Raw genomic sequence first — 16,218 nt, 5'->3', positions numbered from 1 at the left:
TCCTCTCCCCGCAAGCGGGGAGAGGGGTAAAGCGTCAGAACTTGCCGTAATACCCTTCCTTCAACGCATCGAACAGGTTGGCGGCGGTGTGCATCTCGCCGTCGTACTCGATCTGCTCGTTGCCCTTCACCTCGATGACGTTGCCGTCTTCCAGCTCGAAGCGGTAGGTGGTGTTCTCCAGGTCGGCTTCCTTCACCAGCACGCCCTGGAAGGCGGCCGGGTTGAAGCGGAACGTGGTGCAGCCCTTCAGGCCCTGCTGGTGGGCGTAGCGGTAGATGTCCTTGAACTGCTCGTACGGGTAGTCCGTGGGCACGTTGGCGGTCTTGGAGATGGAGCTGTCCACCCACTTCTGCGCGGCGGCCTGCACGTCCACGTGCTCCTTGGGGGAGATGTCGTCGGCGGCGATGAAGTAGTCGGGCAGTTTGGCGTCCGGGTCGTCCGAGAACGGCATCGCCTTGGGGTTGACCAGCTCGCGGTAGGCCAGCAGCTCGTAGGAGTAGACGTCCACCTTTTCCTTGGTCTTCTTGCCTTCGCGGATCACGTTGCGGCTGTAGTGGTGTGCGAAGGAGGGCTCGATGCCGTTGCTGGCGTTGTTGGCCAGCGACAGGCTGATGGTGCCGGTGGGCGCGATGGAGCTGTGGTGGGTGAAGCGGCTGCCGACTTCGGCCAGCTCGTCCACCAGGTCGGGCGCGACTTCGGCCACGCGCTGCATGTAGCGGCTGTACTTGGCGTGCAGCACCTTGCCGGGGATCTCCTGGCCGACCTTCCAGCCGTCCTTCGCCATTTCCGGGCGCTGGCGCAGCATGGCGGCGGTGACGGTGAACAGCTCGTCCATGATCGGCGCAGGACCCTTCTCCTTCGCCAGGGCCAGGCCCATTTCCCAGCCGGCCACGGCCATCTCGCGGGCGATGGCTTCGGTGAACTCGCAGGACTCGGCGCTGCCGTACTTGTGCTTGAGCATGGTCAGCGTGCTGCCCAGGCCCAGGAAGCCCATGCCGTGGCGGCGCTTGCGCAGGATCTCCGCCTGCTGCTGCGGCAGCGGCAGGCCGTTCACTTCGACCACGTTGTCGAGCATGCGGGTGAACACGCGCACGACTTCCTTGTATTCCTCCCAGTCGAAACGGGCCTGGTCGGTGAAGGGGTCGCGCACGAAGGTGGTCAGGTTGACCGAGCCCAGCAGGCAGGCGCCGTAGGGCGGCAGCGGCTGCTCGCCGCAGGGGTTGGTGGCGCGGATGGTCTCGCACCACCAGTTGTTGTTCATCTCGTTGACGCGGTCGATCAGGATGAAGCCCGGCTCGGCGTAGTCGTACGTCGAGACCATGATCATGTCCCACAGGTGGCGGGCGCGGATGTGGCCGTAGATCTTGCAGGCCACCAGGCCGTCGTCACGGACGATGTAGTTCTTGTGGGTGGGCCACTCGCGCCAGACCACCTGGGCGGCGTCCTCCAAGTCGATGTCGCCCTTCTCCTTGATGTTCACCGGGAACACCAGCGGCCAGTCGGCGTCCTGGTCCACGGCCTGCATGAAGCCGTCGGTGATCAGCAGCGACAGGTTGAACTGGCGCAGGCGGCCGTCTTCGCGCTTGGCGCGGATGAAGTCCTTCACGTCCGGGTGGGAGATCTCGAAGGTGCCCATCTGCGCGCCACGGCGGCCGCCGGCGCTGGAGACGGTGAAGCACATCTTGTCGTAGATATCCATGAAGGACATCGGGCCGGAGGTGTAGGCGCCGGCGCCGGCGACGAAGGCGCCCTTCGGACGCAGGGTGCTGAACTCGTAGCCGATGCCGCAGCCGGCCTTCAGGGTGAGGCCGGCTTCGTGGACCTTCTCCAGGATGCCGTCCATCGAGTCCTCGATGGTGCCGGACACGGTGCAGTTGATGGTGCTGGTGGCCGGCTTGTGCTGCTGGGCGCCGGCGTTGGAGGTGATGCGGCCGGCCGGGATGGCGCCGCGGCGCAGCGCCCACACGAAGCGCTCGTACCAGTAGGCGCGCTTTTCGGGGGTGGCTTCGGCGTCGGCCAGGGCGCGGGCCACGCGCTGGTAGGTGCCATCGATGTCGGCGTCCAGGGCCTCGCCCTGCTTGGTCTTCAGCCGGTACTTCTTGTCCCAGATGTCCTGGGACGCCGGTTGCATGTGGATCAGGGTGGGCTGTTCCGTCTTGACCGCCTCGAGGCGCACCGTACTCATGGTTGTGTTGTTCTCCTGAAAACGACTGGAACTTCTCTAATGACTGTGGCGGGCGGGCCTGGGCCTGCCCCGGTATCTCATCGCGGACCCGGACGACGGGGACGCCGGCGCGGGCCGCCGCACAGGATGCGCTGCCCGGATGGCCGGATTGTGGTGGTGGGCCCTGCCGTTGCCGTGCTGCCCACTGCGTCCCTCGACCTCATGCGCCAATCCCCAAAGGCGCCCGATTTCCCAAGCGCAAAGCCCGACGTGAAACACCAGTGCTTGGGTCCGCTTCGTGCTGGACCGCAACATCTTGTGTCAGCACGAAGCCGTCAAACTACGCCCGGGGGTGCCCCCTGTCAACCGGATTGACATGACAGTTGCGGGGTCCTCCGCCACCGTCCGTCGTCGCGCGCCGGGGCCCCGCAAGGCGGCATGAAGGGTGAACTTCATTGCCGGTTTAGGGGTCCGTGCGCAGACTCATTCAGGTTCCGCGGGACGCCTCTGGCGCCCGCTCCCTCCGACGCAACGAGCTGCCGACCGACCATGAAGAAAGCGCTGCGCCCGTTCCCCACCCTGATCGCCCTGTCCGCCGCCGCTGCGTTCGGCGGGTTCGCCGCCACGGGCCTCAACGACCTGCTGCAGAAGCCCGCCAACGCCGCGCCTGCCGCCGCGGCTGCCGTACCGGCCGCTGCTGCCCTGCCCACCGCGGTGGACGGGCAGGCGCTGCCTTCGCTGGCGCCCATGCTCAAGCGCGTCACCCCCGCGGTGGTCAGCGTATACAGCCGGCAGACCGTGCGCGTGGCCAGCCCGCTGGGACCGTTCGGCGACGACCCGATCTTCCGCCGCCTGCTGGGCATTCCCGACATGCCGCGCGAGCGGGTGGAACGCGCGCTGGGCTCGGGCGTGATCGTGGATGCCGCGCGCGGCTACGTGCTGACCAACCACCACGTGGTGGAGAACGCCGACGGCGTGTCGGTCACGCTGAGCGACGGCCGCCAGGTGGAAGCCGAGTTCATCGGCTCGGACCCGGACACGGACGTGGCCCTGATCCGCATCCCCTCCCAGAACCTGACCGCCGTGCCGATGGCCAACAGCGACCAGCTGCAGGTCGGCGATTTCGTGGTGGCGATGGGCAACCCCTACGGCCTGGGCCAGACGGTCACCTCGGGCATCGTGTCGGCGGTGGGGCGCAGCGGCATCCCGGTGGCGGGCTACCAGAACTTCATCCAGACCGACGCCTCCATCAACCCGGGCAACTCCGGCGGCGCGCTGGTCGACCTGCAGGGCCGGCTGGTCGGCATCAACACCGCCAGCTTCAATCCGCGCGGCAGCATGGCCGGCAACATCGGCCTGGGCTTCGCCATTCCCATCAACATGGCGCGCGGCATCATGGAACAGCTGATCGCCAACGACGGCGTGGTGCGCCGGGGCACGTTCGGGGTGGAATCGCAGGACGTGGACGAGCGCGTGGCGCGCGGCCTGGGCTTGGACCTGCCCCGTGGCGCACTGGTGACCCGCGTCTACCCCGGATCGGCCGCCGCCGAGGCCGGACTGCAGCCCGGCGACGTGGTGCTGGCCGCCAACGGCCAGCGCATCGACAACCGCGCGGCGCTGCACAACTTCGAAGGCCTGCAGCCGGTCGGCACGCGCGTGGCGCTGGACGTGCGCCGCGACGGCAAGCCGCTGCAGCTCAACGTGGCCCTGAAGGAGGGCGCGCGCAGCGCCGACGGCGCCAGCCTGGATCCGCGTCTGGCCGGCGCCACCCTGAAGGAGATGGACGAGTCGGCGCGGCAGGCCGTGCGCGGCATGATCCGCGGCGCGATGGGCGGCGTGCAGGTGGGCAACGTGGCGCGCGACAGCCGCGCCTGGAACAGCGGCCTGCGCCCGGGCGACATCATCGTGGCCAGCAGCAGCGGCGAGTTCGGCGACCTGCCGGGCTTCCGCGCCAGCTTCGAGCGCAAGCCGGCGCAGCTGGTGCTCAATATCCTGCGCGGACGCGGCACGGGCCGGCTGCTGATGCAGTGAACCAGGGCAGGAGTGAGTGGAGAGGAGTGAGAAGTGAGGAGTGAGTGCCTTGCCCCGCTGTCCGCTCACTCCTCACTCCTCTCCGCTCACTTCTCGCCCGCCCCCCCCATCTAACAGCGCGTTCACCCCCGTGCATTACAGTGGCCCCATCCCCCGCCTGCAGGAGACACCCATGAGCATGCCCACCCATACCGATGCCCTGAAGTCCAACCTGGGCGAAGCCGGTTCGCACCTGGCCTCGGCGGCCGCGGCCGCGGGCGAAGCGATCAAGGGCGCGGCCAGCGCCGCCGGCGACGAACTGCGCCTTGGCAAGGCGAACGTGAAATCCGAACTGGCCGACAGCGCGCTGTCGGGCATCGCCGCGGCCGAAGCCGGCGGCGGCGCCGCGCGCGAGCAGGTCGATGCGCTGATGGACAAGGGCCGCGACCTGATCGACAGCGCGGCGGACCTGATCCGCGAGCGGCCGCTGGCCTCGTTCGGCGTGGCCTTCGCCGCCGGCTGGATCATCGCCAAGCTGGCGCGCAGCGGCGGCGACAAGTAAGCCCGCCGCGTGAGCGACGCGTCCCGCGATACCGACACCCCCGCGCCGCCCGACCTCGCCGACACCCTGAGGGAAGTCGGCGCGGCGGGCCGCGCGGCGTTCGGTTCGGCCAAGGGGGCCGGCCGCGCCTTCCGCGGGCTGGTGTCGGCCGACTTCGCCCTGGCCCGCAGCGCCTTCGGGCGCGCACTGGCCTGGGCGTGCGTGGCGATCGTGTTCGGCGCCTCGGCGTGGCTGCTGGTGACCGGCGCGCTGATCGCGCTGATGCAGCGTTTCGGTTTTTCCTGGTTCCAGTCGCTGTCGGTGGCCGCCCTGCTGAGCCTGGCGGTCACCGCGTTCGCGGCCTGGAAGGTGGGGCGCTACTTCGACTACACCGGCATGCATGCCACGCGGCGCCAGCTGTCGAAGCTGGGTCTTTTCGACGAGGACGCCGCCATCGACGACGACCCGCCGCCTGCCGGCACCGCGCACGACCCGCGCGCCGCCGACCACGGAGGCGCGTGATGCGTTTCGAGAGGCTGCTGCAGCACGTGCAGCGCGCCGAGCAGCGGGTCGAGCTGCGTGCCACCCACGCGCAGCTGCAATGGGCCACGCTGAAGCAGGCCTGGCGCGAGGGCTGGACGCCGGGCCGCATCGTCATCGCCGGGCTGGTCAGCGGCTTCCTGGCCGGCCGCGCCGAGCCGCTGCGCGCCATGAACGGCGCACGCTGGATGCAGATGTTCACCGCCGTCTCCAGCTTCCTGGCCACGGCGCAGGCTGCGGCCGCCGCCGAGACCGCCGAGCAGGCGGCCGACACCGCCCAGGAAGCGCAGGAACAGGCCGACGTACAGATCGACGAGGAGCCGCTGGTGGACGAGGCCTTCGACGAGGACGAGATCGTGGTCACCGCACCGCGTCCGGCCGAAGCGGCGACCGAGCTGTCCGAGCGCTGACGCTCCCAAGGCTGCTGTAGGAGCGACGTCAGTCGCGACCGCACGCCATCCATCGCGGGGAAAGCCGGCCGTTCTCTTTCCCGGACGCGCTGCGGCGCGTTCACCCTCTCGCATACGGCGCCGCTATCGGGGCGCGCTCGCGACTCACGTCGCTCCCACAGGGGACGTTGCACAATCGCGCATCCTTCAGGCGGCCACCTGCCCATGAGCACACCTGCCCCACCCGACGCATCTGCGGTCCCCGCCCCGCCGCCACGCCCGCGCGCCTCCGCCCCGGTGCTGGTGCTGGCCACGCTTGCCGTGGGCTACACGCTGTGGGCCGCGCAGGACCTCCTGCTGCCGGTGCTGCTGGCGATGTTCTTCGCCCTGGTCGGCAACCCGATCATCCGCGTGCTGCGCCGGCTGTACGTGCCCCGCTTCCTGGGCGCACTGATCGTGCTGCTCGGCGGCATGGCCGTGACCGGGCTGCTGGCGCAGAAGATGCTGCCGTCGGCGATGGAATGGGCGCAGCAGGCGCCGCGCGAGATGCGCCAGCTGGCGCCCAAGCTGCGCGAGCTGACCAAGCCGGTGCAGGACGCGAACAAGGCCGCCGAGAACTTCGCCCGCGCCGCCGCCGGTACCCAGACGGGCCGGCAGCCGCAGGTGGTGCAGGCCACGCCGGACGACCCGTACGGCAAGCTGCTGGCCACGCCGCGCGTGCTGGCCTCGCTGCTGGCGGTGGTGCTGTTGACGTTCTTCTTCATGGTGTACGGCGAGAACCTGCAACGCAACGCCATCGCGCTGCTGCCTGGGCGGCAGCAGAAGAAGTTCACCGTGGAGATCCTGCACTCCATCGAGCGCGAGGTGTCGCGCTACGTGCTGACCATCAGCATCATCAACACGGTGGTGGGTCTGGTGTTCGCCTGCGTGCTGTACCTGCTGGGGCTGCCGCTGGCCGAGGCGCTGCTGTGGGGCACCATGGCGGCGCTGCTGAATTTCGCGCCGTACGTGGGGCCGCTGATCGGGATGGTGGCGATGCTGCTGGTGGGCTTCATCAGTTTCGAGGAGCCGTTGCAGTCGATGCTGCCGGCGATCGCCTACCTGGTACTGCACACGATCGAGGGGCAGATCGTCACCCCCATCATCCTGGGCCGGCGGATGGCGCTGTCGCCGCTGGTGCTGATCCTGGCGCTGATGCTGTTCGGATGGCTGTGGGGCATCATCGGATTGTTGCTGGCGGTGCCGCTGCTGGTGTGCGTGAAACTGGTGCTGGCGCGGGTGGAAGGGATGGAAGGCTGGGCGCGGTTGTTGGAGTGAGCGCGTCTTGAGCGCCTCCCTGCGCGGGAAGAAGCCCCTCTCCCTGCGACGACCGAAGGAAGTCCCTGTGGGAGAGAGGGGTTGGGGTGAGGGGCAACGAAGACCGCATCTTCGATCTGCCCTGCTGGCACAACATCCACGATCACGCTTTGGTTTCATGGCGCCTTGCGGGATGGATCTTCTTTTTCACACATGGCGCCGCTCGCCGCGGAGGCCCTACTTTTCTTTGCTTGTGCAAAGAAAAGTAGGCAAAAGAAACACCCCCCGGCGGTCCGCCCGCCGCTGCGCGGCGGGTGCGCAGTCCCGGTGGGAATTTTCGGACGGGGCATCCTGCCCCGGCCGAAAACGGCGCACATCCTTGTGCGCCGCCCTCCGGGTTTTACCCGCCGGGACTGCCGGACCTAAAGGGCCCCAAAAGCAAACGCGCCCGCGATCTGCATGTGCTGTTGCTCGCGCCTTCGGGCCCCATGAGGCACGGCGAGTGGGCCGGGTCAAACCCGAAGGGCGCCGCCCCGGATGGGCGGCGTTTTCGTATGGCACAGGGATGTGCCTTACGAAAATTCCCGGACCGCTCGCGAACCCGGAGCGCGCAGCGCGGAGGGCGTGCCGCCTGGGGTGTGCTTTCTTTGGTTACTTTCTTTGCACAAGCAAAGAAAGTGACGCCCCCGCGGCCAGCGGCGCCATGCCGGGGCCAAGCGGTCTATTCCGCAAGGCCATAAAGCGGACGGGGCGACAACATGGGAAGCCTGGAGACAGGGGCTTCGTTGCCCTCACCCCAACCCCTCTCTCCCACAGGGACTTCCTTCGGTCGCCGCAGGGAGAGGGGCCTCCTCCTGGGGCAGATGAAAGGGCCCCTGCCTGCCGGGTGTAAAATCGCCCCGATGAGCTTCCCCGTCCGCGCCATCACCCTCGACCTCGACGACACCCTCTGGCCGTTCGCCCCCATCGGCGCCCGGATCGAGCGCGTCCTCGACGACTGGCTGCGCCAGCACACCCCCGCCACCGCCGCCATGTTCCCGGTCGAGCGCATGCGCGCCGTGCGCGAGCAGGTGTTCGCCGCGCACCCGCAGCACAAGCACGACCTCAGCATCCTGCGCCGGATGACGCTGGAACACGCCCTGCGCGAGAGCGGCGCCGACATGGCCCTGCTGGAGCCGGCCTACGAGACCTTCTACGCCGCACGCAACCAGGTCGAGTACTACCCGGATACGCTCGACGCGCTGGAACGCATCGCCGCACGCGTGCCGGTGGCCGCCGTGACCAACGGCAACGCCGACCTGCAGCGGATCGGGCTGGGGCACCTGTTCGTGCACCAGATCCACTCGCGCGAACACGGCGCCGCCAAGCCTGAAGCCAGCATCTTCCTGGCCGCCTGCGAACGGCTGGGCGTACCGCCGGCCGAGGTGCTGCACGTGGGCGACCACATCGAGATGGACGTGCTGGGCGCCGCACGCGCCGGCCTGCGCAGCTGCTGGATCAACCGGCCGGAAGACCACGACGGCCACCCCCGCGCCTGGACGCACGAAACGCTGCGTCCGGACCTGGAATTCCATACCCTGACCGCGCTGGCCGACTGGCTGGACGCCCACCCCGACTTCGCCACGGAACACGCCGCCGCATGAGCGCCGCCCTCGCCTACACCGATAGCTCCACCGCCGCGCATGCGCTGCACGTGCTGGACCGCACGCAACTGGCCGCCTGGCGCACGAACCAGACCGCCGCGGTCAATGCATGGATCGACGCGCAGGGGTTCGCCGCCGGTGCGGGTTCGCTGCTGTTGCTGCCTGGCGAGGATGGGCTGGCGGGCGCGGTCATCGGCATCGGCGATCCGCTGGATCCCTACAGCTACGCACACGCACCGTTCGCTCTGCCGGCCGGCGACTGGCGCCTGGCCAGCGACCTGTCCGCCGACGCGCGCACCGCGCTGCAGCTGGGCTGGGGCCTGGGCAGCTACAGGTTCGACCGCTACAAGCAGCCTGCGCGCAGGCCCGCGCGCCTAGTGCTGGCGCAGGCCGACGCCGAAGCGCTCGACCTGCTGGCGGCCAGCCTGCAGGTGCGCGACCTGGTCAACACCCCCACCGAGCACATGGGGCCGGACGAGTTGGAGGCCGCAGTGCGCGAGCTTGCCACGACGCATGGCGCGCAGGTGGAGGTGATCGCCGGCGACGCGCTGCTGGCGCAGAACTTCCCGGCCATCCATGCCGTGGGCCGCGCCTCCCACCGCGCGCCGCGCCTGATCGCGCTGCGCTGGGGCGATGCGTCGCAGCCGCACGTGGCGCTGGTCGGCAAGGGGGTGTGCTTCGACACCGGCGGCCTGGACATCAAGCCGGCCGACGGCATGCGCAACATGAAGAAGGACATGGGCGGCGCGGCGCATGCGATCGCGCTGGCGCGCCTGGTGATGGCGCGCCGGCTACCGGTACGGCTGACCCTGCTGGTGCCGGCGGTGGAGAACAGCATCGGTCCCAACGCCTTCCGCCCGGGCGAGGTGATCGCCACCCGCAAGGGCGTCAGCGTGGAGATCGACAACACCGACGCCGAAGGCCGCGTGATCCTGTGCGATGCGCTGGCCTACGCAGGCGAGCAGTCGCCCGACCTGCTGCTGGACTTCGCCACGCTGACCGGCGCGGCGCGCATCGCGCTGGGTCCGGACCTGCCGGCGCTGTTCGCCAACGACGATGCGGTGGCCAACGACTGGATCGCCGCTGGCGAACGCATGCGCGACCCGGTGTGGCGCATGCCGCTGTGGCGCCCGTACCTGCGCTACCTGACCAGCGGCATCGCCGACCTGGCCAATGCCGGCTCGCGCATGGCCGGCGCGGTCACCGCCGCGCTGTACCTGGAGCGCTTCGTGCCGGACGGCATGAAGTGGGCGCACCTGGACGTGTACGCGTGGAACGACAGCGACCGCGCCGGCCGCCCCGCCGGTGGCGAAGCCCTGGCCCTGCGCAGCGCCTACGCGATGCTGAAGGCGCGTTACGGCGGTTGACGTTGCCCTGCGTAGGAGCGACGTAAGTCGCGACCGCACGCGATCAGCGCTCCTGTAGTCCCGGATCATCGGATAGTGGACACGCAACGATTGTTGCCTGTCGGATGGGGAGGCTGCGCAGTCTCGGGTCTGCGGTCGCGACTGACGTCGCTCCTACAGAAAGGCACGACTACGTGATTACAACCACCCGCGCTGCCGCGCCAGCCGGTAGGCTTCGATGCGGTTGCCCACGCCGAGCTTGCCGATGGCTTCGGACAGATAATTGCGCACGGTGCCCTGCGAAAGATTGAGCTGCCGGGCGATGTCGCCGGCGGACTGGCCCTCGCCGGCCAGCCGCAGCACCTGGCGTTCGCGGTCGTTGAGCGGATCGGCGTCGGACCAGGCTTCCAGTGCGAGTTGCGGATCGATCGCGCGACCGCCGCGGTGCACCTTGCGCAGCGCCTCGGCCAGATCCTCGGCGGGCGCGTCCTTCAGCAGATAGCCGGACACGCCGGCCTCCAGCGCGCGGCGCAGGAACCCGCTGCGGGCGAAGGTGGTGACGATGACCACCTTGCACGGCAGCTCGTGCCGCTGGATGCGCTGCGCGAGCTCCAGGCCACTCAGGCCGGGCATCTCGATATCGGTAACCAGCAGGTCGGGCTTGAGCCGCTGCAGTTCGCGCCAGGCGGTCTCGCCGTCGGCCGCGCTGCCAACCACCTCGATGTCGCTTTCCATGCCCAGCAGCGCGGTGAGTGCGCCACGCACCATGGCCTGGTCTTCGGCAAGCAGGACGCGGATCATCGGATCGTCAGGGTGGGAAGGTGGGGCGACACGCTAGCAAATCACGCTCGTGAAGTGGACTGCCCATTGCAGGAGTGGTGCAGGCAAGTCTGCACCGGTAAGTCGCGACCGCACGGGTGGCGCAGCCATAGAAGCGAGCGAGGCGGCCTGCATCCGCGCACGTATGTCGAGATGAGGATGCGTCCGGCCTTGCAGTCGCGACTTACGTCGCTCCTACAGGGGCTTTCTCTGGTGCCGTCACGACATCGCCCCCCGACGGCAACGGCAGCATGATCTCCACGCAGGTGCCCTGGCGCAGGGTGGAATCGATGCGCAGGCGGCCACCGCGCGATTCGACGCGCTCGCGCATGCCGGCCAGGCCATTGCCGGGCACGGCAGCGCTACCGACGCCGTTGTCGCGGATGCGCAGGGCGACGTGTCCGGGCGTGGACGACAAGGCGACCTCGGCGAGCGTGGCGCGCGCATGGCGCTGGATGTTGGTCACCGCCTCGCGCAGGCTCAGGGCGAGCACGGTTTCCAGGTCGGCGGGCAGCGCGACTTCCTGCGCGTCGTAGCGCAGGGTGACGCCGTCCGATTCCAGCAGCAGGCGCGCGGAGGCGAGCTCGGCGGCCAGGCCGGCCGCGCGGATGCCGGTCACCGCACGCCGCACCTGCGCCAGCGCATCGCGGGCCACACGGCTGACTTCGTTGATCTCGTTGCGGGCGGCCTGCGGATCGCGGTCGATCAGGCGCCCGGCCAGGTCGGACTTCAGCGCCACCAGCGACAGCGTGTGGCCGAGCAGGTCGTGCAGGTCGCGGCCGATGCGTTCGCGTTCGGCCAGCGCGGCCAGCCGGCGCACTTCCTCGTGCGAGAGCTTCAGCTCGGCGCGCTTGCGCACGGTCTCCGACTGGAAGTAGTTGCCGGTGAATACGGCCACCGAGATGATCGCGGTCAGCACCGGCACGAACACCGGGAACCCCAGCCACATCGACAGGCCGTGATAGGCCCCCAGCAGCGCCGCCAGCACCGCCAGCCGCACCCACAGGGCGCCCGGCAGCAGCGCCACGAACGCCGCCGCGTAGATGATGTAGGTGTTGGAGAAGGCGTTGTACGCCATCAGCCCGCAGCCGAGCGCGGCGATGCCCAGCGTGCACAGCACCCGCGTCATCGCACTGCCGCGGTAGGCCAGGAAATACATCGGCAGGAACGCTGCGATCGACGCCAGCGTGGGCCACAGGTGCCACTGCAGGTTGCTGCCCCAGTCGCTCCCGGACGGCACCAGCACCGGCATGAACAGGAACACCAGGTAGCCCAGCAGGAAGAGGGGCATCCAGCCCAAACCCAGCGCCTCCGGCACCAGGGCGTCGCGCAGGCGGGTCAGCCGACGCAGCAGCGGAGAGGAAGACAGGTTCATCGGGGGCTCCTTGCTCGGCGGTCCGGTCACTGCACCAGGCGGCGGCGCGCCAGCACGAAGAACACCGCGGTGATGGCGGCCAGCACGGCCAGGTGCAGCCCCAGCGGACGCCCGGCACCGACACCGACGGCCTGCTGCGCGACCTGCGCCAGATGATACGCCGGCCATGCCGGCGCCAGCGTCTGCAGGAGCTTGGGCAGCATCGTCAGCGGCACCCACAGCCCCGACAGGAACGCCATTGGCAGGTAGACCAGGTTGATCAGCGCCGGCGCGCCGCGACCGCCGACCAGCGTGCCCAGCCACAGCCCCAGCGCGCTGAAGGGCAGCACACCGATCAGGCAGGTCGCCGCCCAGGCGCCCCACTGCGCGGCCGACAGTCGCACGTGCGCCACACCGGCCGCCAGCGCGGCGAGCAGCAACAGGATGATCGCGGCGAACAGCAGCGCCATCGCCATCTTCGCGACCAGGTACGCACCCGGCGGCATCGGCTGCGCACGCTTGAGCGTCAGCAGGCCCTGTTCGCGATCCAGCGCGACGGTCACGCCGAAGCCGAACAGCGCCACGCCGATCACACCGAACACGCCATAACCGGCCAGCAGGTACTGCGCCGCGACCGGTCCGCCCTTGCCGCCCAGCAGCACCCCGAACAGCAGGTAGAACACCGGCGGGAACAGCAGGCATGGCAGCGAGAACGAGGGCGTGCGCAACAGGCGGAGGAATTCGTAGCGCGCTTCCAGCAGGTAGGCGCGCGTGGAGGAGAACGGCAGCGGGACAGGGGTGTCCATCAGGCGGCTTCCTTGTGCAGGTCGGGGGCGTCGGCGTCGCGGGTCAGCGCGAGGAAGGCGTCGGCCAGGCCGGCGCGCTGCACTTCCAGCTCGGTGAGCGCGGGGTCTTCGGCCAGCAGGCGGCGGACAATGGGCTCGGCGATGTCGACGACAAGGTCCAGGCGCTCGCCGTCATGCTGGGCCAGCTGCACGCCCGGCCAGCCCTGCACCAGCGCCGCCGGCAAGGTGGTGCTGCAGCGGATGCGCCGCTGGGCGACATGCGCGCGGATCTGCGCCACCGTGCCTTCGGCGACGACACGCCCGTGGTTGACCACGACGACGCGGTCGGCCAGCGCTTCGGCTTCTTCCAGGTAATGCGTGGTCAACAGCACCGCGTAGCCCTGCGCACCCAGTTCGCGGATCGCCTTCCACAGCGTCTGCCGCGCATCGATGTCCAGGCCGGTGGTGGGTTCGTCGAGGAACAGCAGCTCGGGACGGCCGCAGAGGGCCAGCGCGAACTGCACGCGCCGCTGCTGCCCGCCGGACAGCTGGCCGTAACGGCGGTCCATCAGCCCGTCCAGCCCGGCCAATGCCATGCAGTCGGCGACGCTGCGTGGGCGCGGGTAGTAGCTGCGCGTGAGGTCGATCAGCTCGCGCACCTTCAGTGTGTCCGGCACGGCCGCCGTCTGCAGCATCACGCCGATGCGGCGGCGCGCAGCCAGGTCCTGCGGCGGCAGGCCGAACAGGTCCGCCTGTCCCGCCTGCGGACGCTGCAGGCCCAGCAGCAGGCCGATCGCGGTGGTCTTGCCGGCGCCGTTGGGGCCGAGCAGCGCCAGCACCTGACCGGCAGGCAGCGCCAGATCCAGGCCATCGAGCGCCAGCACACGGCCATACCGGTGGCGCACGCCCCGCAACCGGGCCAGTGCGGGGGAAGAGAGGGTCGCCATGTCCATGCCAGGGGCCTTGTCGGAAGATGGACACAGCCTGCGCCGTCGCCCCGCCCGTGATCAGTGGCGCCCCTCAGGCGAATCAGGTGACAGGTGTCACTGGGATGCGCGCGCCGGACCCTCGATGATGCCCACCATCCCGGCCCGCTGCCGTCCCGGACCGGCCGGTTCCTGCATGAAGTGACTTCCGGCAACTAGGCTTCCGTTACCCTTGCTGGTCACACTTCCCCGCATTCACCGTCTGGATACGCATGAACACCTCTGCCGACCTGCTGAAGGAGCTCCGCATCGATCGCAAGGCACCGCCGCCCGAGCCCACGTCGCGCCGCGGCCTGTGGATCGCACTGGGTGTGGTCGCCGCACTGCTGGCGCTGGCCGCGGCCGGCTGGGCGTTGTTCGGGCGCGAGAAGCCGATCGAAGTACGCACCGCGCCGACGGTGGCGATGGGCGACGGCGGCGCGGCCGCCTCGGTGCTGGACGCCTCCGGCTACGTGGTCGCGCGGCGCATGGCCACGGTGTCGGCCAAGATCACCGGCAAGGTGCGCGAGGTGCTGATCGAGGAAGGCATGAAGGTGGAAGCCGGCCAGGTGATGGCCACGCTCGACCCGGTGGATGCCGACGCCAGCCGTGCGCTGTCGCAGGCGCAGGTCGAGGCCGCGCGCTCGCAGGTGGCGAACGTGCAGGCGCAGCTGACCGAGGCCGAGGCGAATGCCCGACGCCTGTCCTCGCTGGTGCAGCAGCAGCTGGTCGCCCGCTCGCAGTATGACCAGGCGGTCGCCGCGCGCGATGCCCTGCGTGCGCAGCTGCAGGCCGCGCAGCGCAACGTCACCGTGGCCAGCCGCAGCCTGGCCATCTCCGACAATGGCGTGGACAACACCATCGTCCGCGCGCCCTTCGCCGGCGTGGTGATCGCCAAGGCCGCGCAGCCGGGCGAGATCGTCTCGCCGCTGGCCACCGGCGGGTTCACCCGCACCGGCATCGGCACCATCGTCGACATGGACTCGCTGGAGGTGGAAGTGGAGGTCAACGAGTCCTTCATCGGCCGCGTGCAGCCGAAGATGCCGATCCAGGCCACGCTGAACGCCTATCCCGACTGGCAGATCCCCGGCGAGGTGATCGCCATCATCCCCACCGCCGACCGCAGCAAGGCCACGGTGAAGGTGCGCGTGGCACTGGCGGTGAAGGATCCGCGCATCGTGCCGGACATGGGCGTGCGGGTGAGCTTCCTGGAAGCGGCCAGGCCACAGCAGGCCGCGCAGCCCAAGGGCGTGCGCGCGCCGGGCGCCGCCGTGGTCGAGCGCGATGGCGCGCAGGTGGCCTTCGTCGTCGGCGACGAGGACACCGTGCAGCAGCGCGCGCTGAAGGTCGCCGGCAAGCTGGGCGATGACGTGCACGTCACCGAGGGACTGGACGCGGGCGAGACCGTCGTCCTGGACCCGCCCGCCGAACTGAAGAGCGGTGCCAAGGTCGTGCTGGCCGAAGACACCGAGTAAGCCTGCAAGGCGCCGCGTGAGGATGTCCTCGCGGCGGCGAACCACCGAATACCGGGCGCCGTTCCACCGGCGCCTGTCGATCCCGGGCGACGCCCTCCGTCGTCCCACGGGCGCCCCGTGTCCTTCGAGGACGGGATCCGCCCTGTTTGAACCGCAGCATCGCCGTTCGCCTTTCCGTCTCCTACAAGGATCCTGCCGATGTCTTCCCTGGTTTCCATCCGCAACGTCACCAAGACCTACCAGCGCGGCCCCGAGAAGGTGCAGGTGCTGCATGGCATCGACCTGGACATTCCGCACGGCGATTTCGTCGCGCTGATGGGTCCGTCCGGTTCGGGCAAGACCACCCTGCTGAACCTGATCGGCGGCCTGGACACTCCCACCGGCGGCGAGATCGAGATCGAAGGCCAGCGCATCGACCGCATGAACGACGGCCAGCTGGCGCACTGGCGCAGCACGAACGTCGGCTTCGTGTTCCAGTTCTACAACCTGATGCCTACGCTGACGGCGCAGCGCAACGTCGAGCTGCCGCTGCTGTTGACCAAGCTGGGCGCGGCGCAGCGCAAGCGCAACGCGGAGATCGCGCTGCAGCTGGTGGGCCTGGCCGACCGCAAGTCGCACCGTCCCAACGAACTGTCCGGCGGCCAGCAGCAGCGCGTGGCGATCGCCCGCGCCATCGTCTCCGACCCGACCTTCCTGATCTGCGACGAACCCACCGGCGACCTGGACCGCCATTCGGCCGAAGAGATCCTCAACCTGCTGAAGATGCTCAACCGCGAGCACGGCAAGACCATCATCATGGTCACGCACGACCCGAAGGCGGCCGAGTACGCCACCCACACCATCCACCTGGACAAGGGCGAACTGGTCGACGCCCCGGCCGCCGCGCACTGA

14 protein-coding genes are annotated in these 16,218 nt (G+C 69.6%); 9 read left to right on the top strand and 5 right to left on the bottom strand.

The features are described 5' to 3' along the window. Positions 1-34: 34 nt before the first annotated feature. Entirely contained in the window at positions 35-2,185 is a 2,151-nt protein-coding gene (locus V8246_RS07605; protein WP_336188627.1) for an adenosylcobalamin-dependent ribonucleoside-diphosphate reductase, read from the bottom strand. Positions 2,186-2,725: 540 nt separating this feature from the next. On the opposite strand from V8246_RS07605, the gene V8246_RS07600 reads away from it, so the two are divergent. The 7 genes from V8246_RS07600 to V8246_RS07570 all read left to right on the top strand — a co-directional run bounded on the left by V8246_RS07600 (position 2,726) and on the right by V8246_RS07570 (position 9,950). Further along, positions 2,726-4,195, top strand: coding sequence for a Do family serine endopeptidase (locus V8246_RS07600; RefSeq protein ID WP_336189070.1), 1,470 nt, complete (start codon positions 2,726-2,728; stop codon positions 4,193-4,195). A gap of 178 nt (positions 4,196-4,373) precedes the next feature. Continuing rightward, a complete protein-coding gene (locus tag V8246_RS07595; protein ID WP_185897094.1) occupies positions 4,374-4,736 on the top strand; it encodes a hypothetical protein in 363 nt (120 codons plus the stop codon). 9 nt (positions 4,737-4,745) lie between these two features. Continuing rightward, entirely contained in the window at positions 4,746-5,237 is a 492-nt protein-coding gene (locus V8246_RS07590; RefSeq protein WP_185894290.1) for a phage holin family protein, read from the top strand. Then, positions 5,237-5,665, top strand: coding sequence for a protein sip-5 (locus V8246_RS07585; protein ID WP_336188626.1), 429 nt, complete (start codon positions 5,237-5,239; stop codon positions 5,663-5,665). Before V8246_RS07590 ends, V8246_RS07585 begins: the two co-directional genes overlap by 1 nt. Before the next feature lie 204 nt (positions 5,666-5,869). Further along, positions 5,870-6,961, top strand: coding sequence for an AI-2E family transporter (locus tag V8246_RS07580; protein ID WP_336188625.1), 1,092 nt, complete (start codon positions 5,870-5,872; stop codon positions 6,959-6,961). An 881-nt stretch (positions 6,962-7,842) separates the two neighbouring features. Then, positions 7,843-8,583: an HAD-IA family hydrolase gene (locus V8246_RS07575; RefSeq protein ID WP_336188624.1), complete on the top strand. Its 741-nt coding sequence runs from the start codon at positions 7,843-7,845 to the stop codon at positions 8,581-8,583. Further along, positions 8,580-9,950: a leucyl aminopeptidase family protein gene (locus V8246_RS07570; protein ID WP_336188623.1), complete on the top strand. Its 1,371-nt coding sequence runs from the start codon at positions 8,580-8,582 to the stop codon at positions 9,948-9,950. Before V8246_RS07575 ends, V8246_RS07570 begins: the two co-directional genes overlap by 4 nt. A gap of 177 nt (positions 9,951-10,127) precedes the next feature. Here the strand turns inward: V8246_RS07570 and V8246_RS07565 are convergent, their stop codons facing one another. The 4 genes from V8246_RS07565 to V8246_RS07550 form a co-directional block, all read right to left on the bottom strand. After that, the gene (locus tag V8246_RS07565) at positions 10,128-10,730 is read right to left on the bottom strand and encodes a response regulator transcription factor (RefSeq protein ID WP_245125677.1); all 603 of its coding nucleotides are present in this window, start codon (positions 10,728-10,730) and stop codon (positions 10,128-10,130) included. A gap of 202 nt (positions 10,731-10,932) precedes the next feature. Beyond that, a complete protein-coding gene (locus V8246_RS07560) occupies positions 10,933-12,123 on the bottom strand; it encodes a sensor histidine kinase (RefSeq protein ID WP_336188622.1) in 1,191 nt (396 codons plus the stop codon). Between the two features lie 26 nt (positions 12,124-12,149). After that, a complete protein-coding gene (locus V8246_RS07555) occupies positions 12,150-12,908 on the bottom strand; it encodes an ABC transporter permease (protein ID WP_336188621.1) in 759 nt (252 codons plus the stop codon). Next, the gene (locus V8246_RS07550) at positions 12,908-13,834 is read right to left on the bottom strand and encodes an ABC transporter ATP-binding protein (RefSeq protein ID WP_336189068.1); all 927 of its coding nucleotides are present in this window, start codon (positions 13,832-13,834) and stop codon (positions 12,908-12,910) included. The genes V8246_RS07555 and V8246_RS07550 overlap by 1 nt, the downstream gene beginning before the upstream one ends. Before the next feature lie 251 nt (positions 13,835-14,085). Between V8246_RS07550 and V8246_RS07545 the strand changes: the two genes are divergently transcribed. Together V8246_RS07545 and V8246_RS07540 are read left to right on the top strand one after the other, a co-directional pair. Further along, on the top strand, positions 14,086-15,327 hold the full coding sequence (locus V8246_RS07545; protein WP_336188620.1) for an efflux RND transporter periplasmic adaptor subunit: 1,242 nt from the start codon (positions 14,086-14,088) through the stop codon (positions 15,325-15,327). A gap of 198 nt (positions 15,328-15,525) precedes the next feature. After that, positions 15,526-16,218: an ABC transporter ATP-binding protein gene (locus tag V8246_RS07540; protein WP_162111121.1), complete on the top strand. Its 693-nt coding sequence runs from the start codon at positions 15,526-15,528 to the stop codon at positions 16,216-16,218.

Origin of the sequence: Pseudoxanthomonas sp. F11, assembly GCF_037046485.1 — a bacterium.
Lineage (GTDB): Bacteria > Pseudomonadota > Gammaproteobacteria > Xanthomonadales > Xanthomonadaceae > Pseudoxanthomonas_A.
This window is presented reverse-complemented; position numbering and strand designations above follow the sequence as displayed.